Source organism: Pseudoxanthomonas dokdonensis (genome assembly GCF_001431405.1).
In the GTDB taxonomy this organism is placed as follows: Bacteria; Pseudomonadota; Gammaproteobacteria; order Xanthomonadales; family Xanthomonadaceae; genus Pseudoxanthomonas_A; species Pseudoxanthomonas_A dokdonensis.
This window is the reverse complement of sequence record NZ_LDJL01000004.1, coordinates 372,603-386,055: the sequence shown is the minus strand read 5'-3', so window position 1 is coordinate 386,055 and position 13,453 is coordinate 372,603. Positions and strand designations below refer to the sequence as shown.

General features: G+C 65.1%; 13 protein-coding genes. 1 reads left to right on the top strand and 12 read right to left on the bottom strand.

What is annotated here, in order from left to right; all coding sequences use genetic code 11:
* Positions 1-19: 19 nt before the first annotated feature.
* The 5 genes from tadA to folD all read right to left on the bottom strand — a co-directional run bounded on the left by tadA (position 20) and on the right by folD (position 5,765).
* Positions 20-502 carry a tRNA adenosine(34) deaminase TadA gene (tadA, locus tag ABB29_RS04845; RefSeq protein ID WP_057657474.1) on the bottom strand — a complete coding sequence of 161 codons (483 nt, stop codon included), beginning with the start codon at positions 500-502 and terminating at the stop codon, positions 20-22.
* Positions 499-1,512: an alpha/beta fold hydrolase gene (locus ABB29_RS04840; protein ID WP_057657473.1), complete on the bottom strand. Its 1,014-nt coding sequence runs from the start codon at positions 1,510-1,512 to the stop codon at positions 499-501. The genes tadA and ABB29_RS04840 overlap by 4 nt, the downstream gene beginning before the upstream one ends.
* A gap of 54 nt (positions 1,513-1,566) precedes the next feature.
* Positions 1,567-3,147, bottom strand: coding sequence for a glutamine-hydrolyzing GMP synthase (gene guaA / locus ABB29_RS04835; RefSeq protein WP_057657472.1), 1,581 nt, complete (start codon positions 3,145-3,147; stop codon positions 1,567-1,569).
* Positions 3,148-3,351: 204 nt separating this feature from the next.
* The gene (gene guaB / locus ABB29_RS04830) at positions 3,352-4,809 is read right to left on the bottom strand and encodes an IMP dehydrogenase (RefSeq protein ID WP_057657471.1); all 1,458 of its coding nucleotides are present in this window, start codon (positions 4,807-4,809) and stop codon (positions 3,352-3,354) included.
* A 92-nt stretch (positions 4,810-4,901) separates the two neighbouring features.
* Positions 4,902-5,765, bottom strand: a complete 864-nt coding sequence (gene folD, locus ABB29_RS04825; protein ID WP_057657470.1) for a bifunctional methylenetetrahydrofolate dehydrogenase/methenyltetrahydrofolate cyclohydrolase FolD — start codon at positions 5,763-5,765, stop codon at positions 4,902-4,904.
* An 84-nt stretch (positions 5,766-5,849) separates the two neighbouring features.
* Between folD and ABB29_RS04820 the strand changes: the two genes are divergently transcribed.
* Positions 5,850-6,149, top strand: a complete 300-nt coding sequence (locus ABB29_RS04820; RefSeq protein ID WP_057657468.1) for a DUF1244 domain-containing protein — start codon at positions 5,850-5,852, stop codon at positions 6,147-6,149.
* Positions 6,150-6,319: 170 nt separating this feature from the next.
* Here ABB29_RS04820 and ABB29_RS04815 read toward each other — a convergent pair whose 3' ends face one another.
* From ABB29_RS04815 to ABB29_RS04785, 7 genes are all read right to left on the bottom strand, one after another.
* Positions 6,320-6,571: a hypothetical protein gene (locus ABB29_RS04815; RefSeq protein ID WP_083487475.1), complete on the bottom strand. Its 252-nt coding sequence runs from the start codon at positions 6,569-6,571 to the stop codon at positions 6,320-6,322.
* A gap of 15 nt (positions 6,572-6,586) precedes the next feature.
* Complete coding sequence (locus ABB29_RS04810) at positions 6,587-7,360, bottom strand: SDR family oxidoreductase (protein ID WP_057657466.1); 774 nt, start codon at positions 7,358-7,360, stop codon at positions 6,587-6,589.
* 149 nt (positions 7,361-7,509) lie between these two features.
* Positions 7,510-8,649 (bottom strand): molybdopterin-synthase adenylyltransferase MoeB, encoded by a 1,140-nt coding sequence (gene moeB, locus ABB29_RS04805; protein ID WP_057657465.1) that lies wholly within the window; start codon positions 8,647-8,649, stop codon positions 7,510-7,512.
* 76 nt (positions 8,650-8,725) lie between these two features.
* Complete coding sequence (locus ABB29_RS04800; RefSeq protein ID WP_057657464.1) at positions 8,726-9,943, bottom strand: molybdopterin molybdotransferase MoeA; 1,218 nt, start codon at positions 9,941-9,943, stop codon at positions 8,726-8,728.
* Positions 9,944-9,965: 22 nt separating this feature from the next.
* Positions 9,966-11,366, bottom strand: a complete 1,401-nt coding sequence (gene der, locus ABB29_RS04795) for a ribosome biogenesis GTPase Der (protein WP_057657463.1) — start codon at positions 11,364-11,366, stop codon at positions 9,966-9,968.
* A 197-nt stretch (positions 11,367-11,563) separates the two neighbouring features.
* On the bottom strand, positions 11,564-12,769 hold the full coding sequence (gene bamB, locus ABB29_RS04790; RefSeq protein WP_057657462.1) for an outer membrane protein assembly factor BamB: 1,206 nt from the start codon (positions 12,767-12,769) through the stop codon (positions 11,564-11,566).
* Entirely contained in the window at positions 12,769-13,410 is a 642-nt protein-coding gene (locus ABB29_RS04785) for a YfgM family protein (RefSeq protein WP_057657461.1), read from the bottom strand. Before ABB29_RS04785 ends, bamB begins: the two co-directional genes overlap by 1 nt.
* Positions 13,411-13,453 lie beyond the last annotated feature (43 nt).

The following is a 13,453-nucleotide window of genomic DNA, read 5'->3' as shown; positions in this document are numbered from 1 at the left end:
CCATCGGCGCCCTGCCCGTCTATGGCAGTGGTGGCTTGCCGCGTTTGGCGCGGAAATAGTTGCTGAGCTTGCGGCTGGCGGTGTCGGCCAGCAGCCCGCCCTGCACCGCCACGCGATGGTTGTGCCGTGGATCGGCCATCAGATCGAAGACGCTGCCGCAGGCACCGGTCTTGGGATCAGCGGCCGCATAGACCACCCGCGCCACCCGCGCATGCACCAGCGCCATCGCGCACATCGCGCACGGCTCCAGGGTCACGTACAGGGTGGTGCCAATCAGCCGATGGTTGCCCAGCGTCCTGCCCGCCTGGCGCATCGCGACGATTTCAGCATGGGCCGATGGATCATGCTCGGCCAGATTGCGGTTCCAGCCCTCGCCCAGCAGCTCGCCCTCGGCTGACACCAGTACCGCGCCCACCGGAATCTCATCGTCCTCGCGCTCGGCGCGATCAGCTAGCGCCAAGGCGTGCTGCATCCAGTGTTCGTCAGCCTGCTGCGGGTTCATTGCGAGACTGCTCCACGCAGCCGCGGCAGCAGCGCACGATGGAACTGGGCCGGGTCCTGTACCTGTGGCGAATGGCCGAGTTCGGGGAACTCGACCAATGTGGCATCGGCTATCGTCCGCGCCGCCAGGCGTCCGAGCGCCGGGTAGTCGCCCAGCGTACTGGCGACCTTCGCGCTGGCACGATTGGCGCCAGGCGCGGTGCGGTCCCTGCCGCCAATCATCAGCAGCACCGGTGCGCGCAATCGTGAAAATTCATGCACCACCGGCTGGGTGAACAGCATGTCGGAGGTCTGCGCCTGGTTCCAGGCCACGTTGGCGGCACCCGGACCGGCGTACATGCCGGCCAGCATGCCGACCCAGCGGTCGTATTCGGGCTTCCACTGGCCGTCGTAATAGAACTTGGACTGATACGCCTTGATCGAATCGAAACTGGTCTTGCGTTCCTGCGCATAGCTGGCGTCGATGCTCGCGTAGGGCACGCCCTTGGCTGCCCAGTCCTCCAGCCCGATCGGGTTGACCAGTACCAGTTGCGTGGTCGCCTGCGGAAAATCCAATGCATAGCGCGTAGCCAGCATGCCGCCCATCGAGTGGCCGATGATGATGGCCTTATCGACACCGGCCTGCTGCAACAGCGCATGGGTATTGGCTGCCAGCTGGTGGAAACTGAACTGATAGCCGCGCGGTTTGCTCGAACGACAGAAACCAATCTGATCCGGCGCCACTACCCGGTAGCCGTTGCCAGCCAGTTCTTTGATCGTGGCCTCCCAGGTCGCGCCGCAGAAGTTCTTGCCGTGCAGCAGCACCACCGTCATGCCGTTGGCCGCGGTCGCCGGCGCCACGTCCATGTACGCCATCTCCAATGACTGGCCCTGCGACTCGAACGCGTATTCGCGGACTTCATACGGGTAATCAAAGCCTTCCAGCCGTTCCCCGTAGACCACGGACTGCGCTGCCAGCGCCGGCACCGGGGCGACAGCAGCCAGAATCGTCAGCACCAGAGTACGCAGCATCACCTTCTCCTATCGCGTTGCATGTTGCCGCATCGGCTCAGGCAACAGCCGGGGTCACTCCCACTCGATCGTCGCCGGCGGCTTGCCACTGATGTCGTAGACCACGCGCGAGACGCCGCGTAGTTCGTTGATGATGCGGTTGGAGACGTGGCCGAGGAACTCGAAGGACAGATGCGCCCAGTGCGCGGTCATGAAGTCGATGGTTTCCACCGCGCGCAAGGCGATGACCCATTCGTAGGCGCGGGCATCGCCGACCACGCCGACTGATTTGACCGGCAGGAACACCGCGAATGCCTGGCTGGTCTTGTCGTACAGGTTGGCCTTGCGCAGTTCTTCAATGAAGATCGCATCGGCCTTGGCCAGCAGCTCGGCATATTCGCGCTTCACTTCGCCGAGGATGCGCACGCCCAGGCCCGGTCCGGGGAACGGATGACGGTAGACCATCGATTCGGGCAGGCCCAGCTCCACGCCGAGGCGGCGCACTTCGTCCTTGAACAGTTCGCGCAATGGCTCGACCAGGCCCAGCTTCATATGCTCGGGCAAGCCGCCGACGTTGTGGTGGCTCTTGATCACATGGGCCTTGCCGGTCTTGCTGCCGGCCGACTCGATCACGTCCGGGTAGATGGTGCCCTGCGCCAACCATTTTGCATTGCTGAGTTTGCTCGACTCTTCATCGAAGATCTCGACGAACAGGTTGCCGATGATCTTGCGCTTGGCCTCGGGATCGGCAACCCCTTCCAGCGCGGAGAAATAGCGATCGGCCGCATCGACCCGGATGACCTTGACGCCCATGTGCTCGGCGAACATCGCCATCACCTGGTCGCCTTCCTGCCAGCGCAACAGGCCGGTATCGACGAACACACAGGTCAGTTTGTCGCCGATCGCCTTGTGCAGCAATGCGGCCACCACCGACGAATCGACGCCACCGGATAGGCCGAGGATGACTTCGTCGTCGCCGACCTGCGCGCGCACGCGGGCAATCTGGTCGTCGATGATGTTGGCGGCGGTCCACAAGGTCTGGCAACCGCAGATCTCGGTGACAAAGCGCCGCAGCAGGGTCTGGCCCTGCTTGGTGTGGGTGACTTCGGGATGGAACTGCACGCCATACCAGCGCTTGTCTTCATTGGCCATCGCCGCGACCGGGATGCGGTCGGTGGTAGCGGTCACGGTCCAGCCCGGCGGTGCCTTGGCGACGTGGTCACCGTGGCTCATCCAGACATCCAGGCTGGCTTTGCCGGCGTGGTCGCTCAGGCCGCCGAGCAGGGCGTCGTGGGCCACCAGTTGTACTTCGGCATGGCCGAATTCGCGGGCATCGGCCGCTTCGGTGGCGCCACCCAGCTGCGCCGCCAGGGTCTGCATGCCGTAACAGATGCCCAGCAGCGGCAGATTGCTGTCGAACACCTGCTGCGGCGCCTGCGGCGCCCCATGCTGGGTGGTCGATTCCGGACCGCCGGACAGGATGATGCCCTTGGCGCCGAACGCGGCGATCTCGTCCGGGTCATGATCCCAGGCCCAGATTTCGCAATAGACCCCGATTTCGCGGATGCGTCGCGCGATCAACTGGGTGTACTGGGCGCCGAAATCCAGGATCAGGATCTTGTCGTTGTGGATGCGGTCGTTCTGGCTGTTGGTCATCGATCTGCTGCCCTGCTGAAGGAGAAATCACGGAGCGCGCGGGCTCCGGATGCGGCAACGCGCGCAAACCGGGATTCGCGCGCGTCACTGGGTACGTCCCTGCCGCCGTCCTGGCGTGGCACCTTCGCGCGGGAAGGTCCGGCCCAACCATCCTTGGCCGGGCGTTGGTGGACGCGCGAGCCACTGGCTCGCAAGCGCGTCCGTTCACCCCATCCGGTAGTTCGGTGGTTCCTTGGTGATCTGGACGTCGTGGACGTGGCTCTCACGCTGGCCGGCACCGGTGATCTTGACGAACTTGGGCTTGGTCCGCATGTCTTCGATGGTCGCGCAGCCGACGTAACCCATCGTCGCCCGCAGGCCACCCACGAGCTGGTGGACGATGCCGCTGAGCGGGCCACGGTACGGCACCCGGCCTTCGATGCCTTCCGGCACCAGTTTGTCGGCATCGGAGGCGTCCTGGAAATAACGATCCTTGCTGCCCTTTTCCATCGCGCCCAAGCTGCCCATGCCGCGGTAGCTCTTGTAGCTGCGGCCCTGGAACAGTTCGACTTCGCCCGGTGCTTCCTCGGTGCCGGCAAACAGGCCACCAATCATCACCGTCGAGGCGCCGGCGACAATCGCCTTGCCGATATCGCCGGAATAGCGGATGCCGCCATCGGCAATCAGCGGGATGCGGTCCTGCAACGCCTCGGCGACCATGTCGATCGCGGTCACCTGCGGCACGCCGACGCCGGCAACGACGCGGGTGGTGCAGATCGAACCGGGACCAACACCGACCTTGACCGCGTCGGCACCGGCATCCATCAACGCCAATGCGGCGTCACCGGTGACGATGTTGCCGCCGATGACCTGCAGCTTCGGGAATGATTTCTTGACCCAGGCGACACGGTCGAGCACGCCCTGCGAATGACCGTGCGCGGTATCGACGATGACCACGTCCACGCCGGCCGCGGCCAGTGCCTCGATACGCTGTTCGGTATCGCCGCCGACGCCGACCGCCGCGCCGACCAGCAAACGGGTGGCACTGTCCTTGGCGGCGTTGGGGTTGTCGTCTTTCTTCTGGATGTCCTTGACCGTGATCAGGCCGCGCAGTTCGAAACCGTCGTTGACCACCAGTACCTTCTCGATGCGGTGCTTGTGCAGCAGCTGCATCACTTCTTCGTCACTGGCGCCTTCGCGCACGGTGACCAGGCGATCCTTCTTGGTCATGATGTGGCGGACCGGATCGTCCAGCTCGCTTTCGAAACGCATGTCGCGGCTGGTGACGATGCCGACCAGAGTGCCGCCATCGACCACCGGCACGCCGGAAATATTGCGCGCGCGGGTCAGCGCCAGCACGTCGCGGATGGTGGTTTCAGGGCCGACGGTAAACGGCTCCTTGATCACGCCGGCTTCGAACTTCTTGACCTTGGCCACTTCGATGGCCTGTTGTTCCACGGTCAGGTTCTTGTGGATGATGCCCATGCCGCCGAGCTGTGCCATGGCAATCGCCAGGCGGGCTTCGGTCACGGTGTCCATGGCGGCCGAGATGACCGGCAGGTTCAGGCGCAGGTCGCGCGTGAGCCGGGTACCCAGTTGCACGTCCTTGGGCAGGACAATGGAATGGGCGGGGACAAGGGAGACGTCGTCGTACGTTAGTGCTTCAGCCTGGATGCGCAGCATCGGCAAACCCGAGTTTGGGGAAGCGCGCAATTGTACCGCGTCCATGCCCCTGCTGTCAGTCGCCAGGCTGGCGGATTGCTGAACCCAGCGTCCTACTGGCGATCCGCCGCCTCGGCGGCTTCCAGCGTGTTCTGCATCAGCGTGGCCACCGTCATCGGCCCGACCCCGCCCGGCACCGGCGTGATCCAGCTGGCACGTTCGGCAGCAGCGGCAAAACCGACATCGCCGACCAGCCGGCCGTCGTCGAGCCGGTTGATGCCGACATCAATGACCACCGCGCCCGGTTTGACCCATTCACCGGGAATCAGCCCGGGCCGCCCAACCGCCACCACCAGAATATCGGCGTCGCGGACGCGTGCTTCCAGCACGTCGATGGGAGTGAACTTGTGGCAGCTGGTCACGGTGGCGCCGGCAATCAGCAACTCCTGGCCCATTGGCCGGCCGACGTGATTGCTGACTCCGACAATGGTGGCGTTCTTGCCGCGTACCGGCCGGTCGGTGTAGCCGAGCAAGGTGGTGATGCCACGCGGGGTACAGGGACGCAGGCCGAACTGACGCAGCGCCAGGTGGCCGACATTGGCCGGGTGGAAGCCATCCACGTCCTTGCCGGGATCGATGCGCTCGATAATCCGGCTGGCGTCGCTGATGCCGGGCAGCGGCAGCTGGATCAGGATGCCGTGGATGCGCGGATCGGCATTCAGCTGCTCAATCAGCGCCAGCAGCTCCGCTTCACCGGTGCCTGCGGGCAAGTCGTAATCGAAGGCTTGGATGCCTACTTTCTCGGCGGCGCGCCGCTTGTTGCGCACATACACTGCCGAAGCCGGATCGCCGCCTACCAGCACCACCGCCAGGCCAGGACGGGCACGGCCACGGGCCAGCCGCGCGTCCACTTGGGTCTTGAGCTGGTCGAGCAGATCTTCGGCAATGCGGCGGCCGTCCAGGATTCGGGCAGTCATGGCGTGGTCGGGTGTAAAGTCGGCGCCTATTGTCCCCCATCGGCGCCCTCTGGTGCCAATCAGCCACGCGAGGCAAACCAATCCATGACCACTACCACCGAACTCGAGGCCGCTGCCTTCCGCCGCCTGTTGCAGCATCTCAACCAGGATCGGCTCGACGTGCAGAACATCGACCTGATGATCCAGGCCGGCTTCTGCCGCAACTGCCTGGCCGACTGGTATCGCGAGGCCGCCGAAGCCGCTGGCCAGCCGATGGACAAGGAGCAGGCCCGCGAAGTCATCTACGGCATGCCGTTTGCCGAGTGGAAAGCCAGGCATCAGAAAGCGGCCACGCCCGAACAACTGGCCGCGTTCGAAGCCACGCAGAAGCGTCACGGCGGCTGAGGCAGCGCGGCTCAGCCAGTCACCGCCCGGTTCGGGCCCGACGCCACCGCGGTGGCAGGCTGCGGCTGGCAAGCATCTGTTCCATCAAGGCGTGCCGGCCAGCTATCGCGCCGGCACGACCTGACCCACCCACTCCGCCCGGCGGGGTGACTGCCTCGATTGCGCTGGCGTCAGCAAGACCGGCCGCGGCGCCACAGCCACCACGCCAATGCCGCCGGCAGCAGATAGATCAGCAACTGGATCGGCAGCTCTTCCTGCAGGGAATAGCCATGCGACAGGCCGGTGGCCAGGTTCCAGCCCACCACTGCCAGCCACAGTGCCAGGAACGCCGGCAACCGCCAGTGCTGCCCACGCGCCCGCATCGGCCATAGCCACAACAGCGCCAGCCCTGCCCCGCAAAGCAACAAGATCAAGGTCCGCATGCAGACTCCTGCGCGTCAGCGCGTGGTGTAACCGCCATTGGCGAAAATGGTCTGGCCGGTGATCCACCAGCCATCGGTGACCAGGAAGCGGACGATCGGTGCGATGTCCTCGATATCGGTCAGCCCGGTCTTCGAGAACCCGCTGAGCGCCGCCGCCGAGGCATGATAAGCCGAAGATTCCTTGCTTTCCTGTCCATAGAAGAACGGCGTGTCCATCGGCCCGGGGCCAATCGCATTGACGCTGATGCCGCGTGCGCCGAACTCCTTGGAGGCGGCACGGGTGAAATGTTCGACCGGGGCCTTGCTGCCCGGATAGATGGCGTAGGAATCGGTGTAGGCCGCCAGCAGTGAACTGACGATGGTGACGATGCTGCCGCCATCAGCGAGGGTACGCCCAGCCTGTTGCATGAAGAAAAAAGCGGCCTTGGCGTTGGCGGCGAAGCTCTGCTCATAGTCCGCTTCGGTCACTTCCAGAATCGGCTTCTTGATGACCACGCCCGCGGTGTTGATGGCGAGATCGACCGTGCCAAAGTGCTTGATCGCCAGATCAAACAGGTGGACGTTGTTATCGACCCGGGCGAGATCGCCCTGGAACGCGATCGCCTCGGCACCCTTGGCCTTGAGCGCCGCGACGGTGGCCTCGGCAGCGGGACGTGATCCGTCGCTGTTGTAGTGGACGACAATGCCGCGTGCACCGGCATCGACGAACTGGTGCGCGATCAGCGCGCCCAGATTCTTGCCGCCTCCGGCGATGACCGCGACTTTTCCCTGCAGGGTCCTGGCTGACATGCGAGCTCCTTGATGTGAGGGTGTCTCCGGCCTGCACAGCGCCAACAAGCGGCAGGCACAATGGCCGGAGGGCCCCCGAGTATCAAGGCACGTTTGCCAAAGCTCCACTCACATATTCAAGCCCGGCATCGGGTCGCCGGAACATCCGCTCAGGCCGGACTGGCGCAGAACGCCTGGTAATCGACGTAGCCGGGAAAAGCCTGCCCCGGCGCGCATAGCGGGCAGCGCTGATCCGGGCGCAGATGGGTTTCGCGAAAGCGCATGCCCAGTGCATCGAACTGCAGCAAGCGGCCGGTCAAAGGCCGGCCAATGCCAAGCAGCAGCTTGATTACCTCGTTGGCCTGCAACAGACCAATGATGCCCGGCAAGACCCCCAGCACCCCGGCTTCGGCGCAATTGGGTGCGAACTCGGCCGGTGGAGGTTCCGGAAACAGGCAGCGGTAGCAAGGCGCCTGGCCGCGCTGGCGACCGGCATCGAACACGCTGACCTGGCCCTCAAACCGCTGCACCGCCCCGTACACCAGTGGCTTGGCATGCTTGATGCACGCATCGTTGAGCAGATAGCGGGCGGGAAAATTGTCGGCCCCATCCAGCACCACGTCGACGTCGGCCATCAGGGCATCGATATTCTCCGGGCCGACCCGTTCGCGGATGGCCTGCACCTGGGTGCGTGGATTGAGCGCGCCCAGCGTCCGCGCGGCCGAATCGACCTTGGGCTGGCCGATGGCCGCTTCCGAATGCAGGATCTGTCGTTGCAGGTTGCTGCGCTCGACCACGTCGTCATCGACCAGGCGCAGATGGCCGATGCCAGCGGCGGCCAGATAGAAGGCGGCGGGCGAACCCAGGCCACCGGCGCCAATCATCAACACCCGCGATGCCGCCAGTGTCCGCTGCCCGCTTTCGCCGACTTCCGGCAGCAGCAGGTGGCGCGAATAGCGTTCGAGGAAATCAGCGCTGCCCGGGTCCAGTTCCGGTCGCACCATCGGCAGCCCGGCTTCGCGCCAGGCATCAGTACCACCGGCGACCGACCACACATTGGCATAGCCTGCTTCGGCCAGGCGACGGGCGCTGCTCAGCGAGCGGCCACCGCGTTGGCAGATGAGGATGATCTCGCGCGAGCGTTCCGGCAGATGCTGGGCCGGATCTCGATCCAGATCCCGCTGCTCGATGGCGCTGGCGCTTTCGGCCTGGCCGCTGGCGCGTTCATGGCTTGCGCGTATGTCGATGAAGAGTGCGCCGCGGGCGATGGCGGCAGCCACCTGTCGTGGGGAAATTTCTGGCTTGTCCATCTGCCAATTATCTCCCAAACGTGGATCAGGCCGCGTTATCCATCCGTGCAGCGGAGGCGGTGCGTGGCCCCGTGTTCTAGTAGCGGATGACCTGGACCACGTCACCACGCTGGTACTGGCGGGGGCCTTCCGGCAACACCAGCAGCACGTCGCTGTCGGCGGCACCGCGCAGCTGATGCGAGGCGTCTGCCGGGTTGGGTTGCACCCACAAGCGCGCATCGCCGTCGCTTTGCAGTCGGCCGCGCAGGAACTCATGGCGTGGGTGTTGCTTGTTCCACTCGCAGGCCAGCGCGGCGTGCAGCGGTGCGGCGGGATCCTGGCGCCGCTGCATCGTATCCAGCAATGGAATCCCCAGGCTGACGAAGGTCGCCAGGCTCGACACCGGATTGCCCGGCAGGGCCAGCACCAGCGCCTGCTGCAGCTGCCCGAGCAACACCGGCATGCCCGGCTTCATCAACACTTTCCAGAAATGGATGCGGCCATGCTCGCTGAGCAACGCCGGCAAGTGGTCTTTTTCACCGGCTGACACGCCGCCACTTGTGATCACCAGATCAAATGCGGAGGCGGCATCCAGCAGCATCGACTGGATGCGCTGCGGATCATCCGGCAGGCTCGGCCACGCGGTCGGCTCCAGGCCCTGCTGACGCAACAGCGCCATCAACATGTCGCGATTGCCGTTGTAGATCTGCCCGGGCTGCAATGGCATGCCCGGCTCCACCAGTTCATCCCCGGTCGTGAACACCGCCACCGTCGGCCGCCGCGCCACGCTCAGTCCGGCCAGGCCCAGCGAAGCCACCAGTCCGATCCGCGCAGGCGTCATCGTCATCCCCGCCTGCAGCACCTGCGCACCCAGGGCGACGTCCTCGCCGGCACGGCGGATATCGGCGCCGTGCGCGGGCAGCTGCGATACCGACAGCAGGTCGCCGTCGACACTGACGTCTTCCTTGATCACCACGGTATCGGCGCCCGGCGGCAACGGCGCGCCGGTGGTGATGCGCACGCACTCACCATTTGCCAACTCTTGGGTCCGGGCATGGCCTGCAAACTGATCGGCGACGATACGCAGACGCGTGGTCCCCGACCCGGCCAGATCCGCATGGCGCAGGGCGAATCCATCCATCCGGCTGTTGTCGAAGCCCGGCAAGGCGACCGGTGCGGTCACATCCTGCGCCAGCACCCGGCCATCGGCACGGCGGGTCGGTACCTGTTCGGCGCCGGTCGCGTGGGCAGCGCCGACCTTGCGGACCATTTCCAGCGCCTCGGCAAAGGCAATGCGACTGGGGAACCCGGTCATCGCGGCGAGCTCAAGCGGCAACTCATTTGCCGCGTTTGACGTGCTTGATCAAGCGCCGCTTCTTGGCGATCTGGCGCTCGGTCAGGACGTTCTTCTTGCCTTCGTACGGGTTGCTGCCTTCGCGGAAAATGAACTGCACCGGCGTGCCGACCAGCTTGAAGCGCTTGCGGAAGAAATTCTCCAGATAACGCTTGTATGACTCCGGCAACACCTTCAGACGGGTGCCGTGGACGATGAACGTCGGCGGATTGCTGCCACCCGGATGCACGTAGCGCAGCTTGGAGACATGGCCGCGGATGCTCGGAGGCGGATTGGTTTCGTAGGCCACTTCCAGCGCCTTGTTGACTTCGCTGGTACCAAACTCCTTCGTCGCCGAGGCGTGCGCGCGGTGAATGGCCTTGAACAGTTCAAGCAGGCCCGAACCATGCTTGGCCGAGATGCGTACTGCCTCGGCCCATTCGACGAAGCTCAGTTTGCGCGACAGCAGCGCTTCGGTCTGGTCGCGCTGATAGGTGGTCAAACCGTCCCACTTGTTGACCGCCACCACCAGCGCACGGCCGGCATCGAGGATGGCACCGAGCACGCTGGCATCCTGATCGGTGACGCCTTCGGTGGCATCAATCAACAACACGGCGACCTGGCACTGCTCGATCGCCTGCAGGGTCTTGATGATGGAAAACTTCTCGACCGCTTCCTCGACCCGCGCCTTGCGGCGCAGACCAGCGGTGTCGACCAGCCGGTACTGGCGGCCGCCACGTTCCAGGTCCACGGCGATCGAATCGCGGGTGGTGCCAGGTACCTCCGAAGCGATCATCCGCTCTTCGCCAAGCAGGCGGTTGACCAGCGTCGACTTGCCGACGTTGGGGCGGCCGACGAAGGCGATACGCACCCGGTTGGGATCGGTGTCCAGCTCTTCTGCCGCGCCCTGCTCTGGCAGACGCTGCAGGACTTCATCGACCAGGTCATCGATGCCTTGCCGGTGGGCGGCGGAAATCGCCAGCATGTCGCTGAAACCGTAGCGGGCGAAGTCCGCCAGCACGGTCGTCTCATCCATGCCGTCCATCTTGTTGATGACCAGCAGGGTCGGACGATCGGTCTTGCGCAGCCAGCGCAGAATCTCGTCATCCAGTGCCGAAGCGCCTTCACGCCCGTCGACGATGAACAACACCAGGTCGGCCTCGGCGGCCGCGGCCCGCGCCTGGCGTGCGGTGGCACCGGCCAGGCCTTCTTCCTCGCCGGCGATACCGCCGGTATCGACCAGCGCGAACGAGGTGTCCTCGTTGAGACGGCAGATACCGTAATGACGGTCGCGGGTGACCCCGGGCTGATCATGGACCAGGGCGTCGCGACTGCGGGTCATCGCGTTGAACAGGGTTGATTTGCCCACATTGGGGCGGCCCACCAGGGCAACGAGGGGAAGCATGAGCAGGTGCCGGGAAGCCGTGAAGAAAGGAGGTTGCCATCAGGCGACGCATCGCCCACCGGCGCGGCCACAAGCCCGACGCACGGCGATGTCAGCGGGCAATATTAAACGACAACGGCGCCCAAGTCGCGGCGCCGTCGTCATCAGCGTCCGCACAGTTCAGGCGGACGCAGGCCCAGGTTGCGGGCAATCGTGTACTAGTTGACCCGGAACGCGGTGATTTCACCTTCGACGTTCTGCACCAGCAACAGCCCGTCGGCCAGCACCGGCTTGGCCCGGATGCGCTCGCCGCCGGCGCGTTCGCGCGCGGCAATCTGGCCATCGGTGAGGCTCAACCAATGCACGTAACCATCGTAGTCACCGACCACCGCATAGTCGCCCTGCACGGTAACGCCGGTCAGCGAACGACGGGCCAGAATCGGGTTGGACCAGGTGGCGTTGCCGCTGGCCTTGTCCAGGCCCCAGACCGTGCCGGCACGATCCGACACCACCACCAGGCTGCTGGACAGATCCAGGCCACCGGCGCCGCCATTGTCACGGTTCCAGATCGGGCGGCCGCTGGGGCCTTCGATGGCGAGGGTCTCACCCTTGAAGCTGGTGGCGTAAAGGGTGGTGCCTTCCAGCACTGCGGCGCCGTCGACGTCGGACATGCGATCCAGTTCGGTGCGGCCTTCGGGAATCCCGATCGACTGCGACCAGACCTGGCGGCCGTCGTTGAGTGCGAGTGCGACCAGAGTGCCGTCATCGTTGCCGACAAAGGCCACTCCCGGACCCAGGGTAACCGGCGCGTTGCCGCGCACGGTCAGGCTGGGCAGATCGTGGTTCCAGAACCAGCGGCGCTCGCCGTTGGCGGCATCGAACGCACTGACCCGACCATCGTTGCTGCGCACCAGCACCAGCCCCTGGCCGATGGCCGGAGCGGTGATGACTTCGTTGGCCACTTCCGCACGCCATTTTTCAGTGCCGGTGTCCGCATCCAGGGCGATGACCTTGCCGTCCAGCGTGCCGATCACGACCAGACCGTCACCGGCGCCGGGACCGCCGGACAGGCGCAGCTCCGGTTGTTTCTTGACCTTCTCCGGCTCGTAATGCCAGATCTGCTTGCCGGTCTGCAGGTCAAGCGCCTCGACGCCACCCTCGACCGCCGCCGCGTAAACGCGACCATCGACGACCACCGGGCCCTGTTGCAGGCCAATCCGGCCTTCGCCCTTGCCGACGTTGGCCTTCCAGACCTTGGTCACGGTTGCGGTCGGGGTGAAATCGACCAGCTCGGCCGGTTCGGCCAGTTTCTTGGCTTCCGCGTCCTTGCCGGCGAACCAGCCCTTGACCGTGCTGCAACCGGACAGTGCCACCAGCAGGGTGGCGACCAGCAGCGCACGCTGCGATGCGTTCGAGTTACTCATCAAGCCTTGTCTCCGCTGGCGGGTACGGTTCCGCCAACCTCGGCGAGTTTCAGTTCCAGCAGGCGACGTTGCGGTGCCGCCACGTCCATGCCCACCAGGGCCTTGCTGTAGGTGTCGCGCGCCTGATCCAGCTTGCCGTCGGCCTGCAGCGCATCGCCGAGGATTTCCAGGCTGAAAGGATCACTGGCCTGGCCGATTACCTTGATCGCTTCGGCCGGTTTGCCGGTATCGATCAACAGGCGTGCCAGGCGGGCGTTGACCAGCGGCTGCAGGGCCGGGTCATGCTTGATCGCACGCAGGGTGGCGATGGCCGCCTCATGCTTGCCGGCCTCGACCTGGGCCTTGGCCAGACGCAGGCCGGCCAGTTCCGAATACACCGCGTTCTTGCCCTTGCCACCGATCGACGCTACCGCCGCTTCGGCCTTCTTCAGGTCACCGGCACCAATCTGCTCATTGGCCTTCTGGTAGGCCTGATAGCTTTGCTGTTCCTGCTCGGCGCGATGTTTCTGGAACCATTGCCAGCCGACAATCACACCCAGTCCCAGCGCTACCCCGCCCAACAACCCCAGCGCATTGTTGCGCAGCCAGCTGCGGACTCGTTCACTTTGTTCGTGCTCATCGAGCAGGTCATCAATCGCCATGCGTACTCTTGCCCCGCGAGCGGGGTCTTGCCGTGTTGAGGGA

Bases quoted from the DNA above. Each gene is read 5' to 3' on its own strand.
- ABB29_RS04820 (WP_057657468.1), top strand. From the start codon at position 5,850: ATGACCACTACCACCGAACTCGAGGCCGCTGCCTTCCGCCGCCTGTTG.
- der (WP_057657463.1), bottom strand. From the start codon at position 11,366: ATGCTTCCCCTCGTTGCCCTGGTGGGCCGCCCCAATGTGGGCAAATCA.
- folD (WP_057657470.1), bottom strand. From the start codon at position 5,765: ATGACTGCCCGAATCCTGGACGGCCGCCGCATTGCCGAAGATCTGCTC.
- ABB29_RS04810 (WP_057657466.1), bottom strand. From the start codon at position 7,360: ATGTCAGCCAGGACCCTGCAGGGAAAAGTCGCGGTCATCGCCGGAGGC.
- ABB29_RS04840 (WP_057657473.1), bottom strand. From the start codon at position 1,512: ATGCTGCGTACTCTGGTGCTGACGATTCTGGCTGCTGTCGCCCCGGTG.
- bamB (WP_057657462.1), bottom strand. From the start codon at position 12,769: ATGAGTAACTCGAACGCATCGCAGCGTGCGCTGCTGGTCGCCACCCTG.
- ABB29_RS04815 (WP_083487475.1), bottom strand. From the start codon at position 6,571: ATGCGGACCTTGATCTTGTTGCTTTGCGGGGCAGGGCTGGCGCTGTTG.
- moeB (WP_057657465.1), bottom strand. From the start codon at position 8,649: ATGGACAAGCCAGAAATTTCCCCACGACAGGTGGCTGCCGCCATCGCC.
- guaA (WP_057657472.1), bottom strand. From the start codon at position 3,147: ATGACCAACAGCCAGAACGACCGCATCCACAACGACAAGATCCTGATC.
- ABB29_RS04800 (WP_057657464.1), bottom strand. From the start codon at position 9,943: ATGACCGGGTTCCCCAGTCGCATTGCCTTTGCCGAGGCGCTGGAAATG.
- ABB29_RS04785 (WP_057657461.1), bottom strand. From the start codon at position 13,410: ATGGCGATTGATGACCTGCTCGATGAGCACGAACAAAGTGAACGAGTC.
- tadA (WP_057657474.1), bottom strand. From the start codon at position 502: ATGAACCCGCAGCAGGCTGACGAACACTGGATGCAGCACGCCTTGGCG.
- guaB (WP_057657471.1), bottom strand. From the start codon at position 4,809: ATGCTGCGCATCCAGGCTGAAGCACTAACGTACGACGACGTCTCCCTT.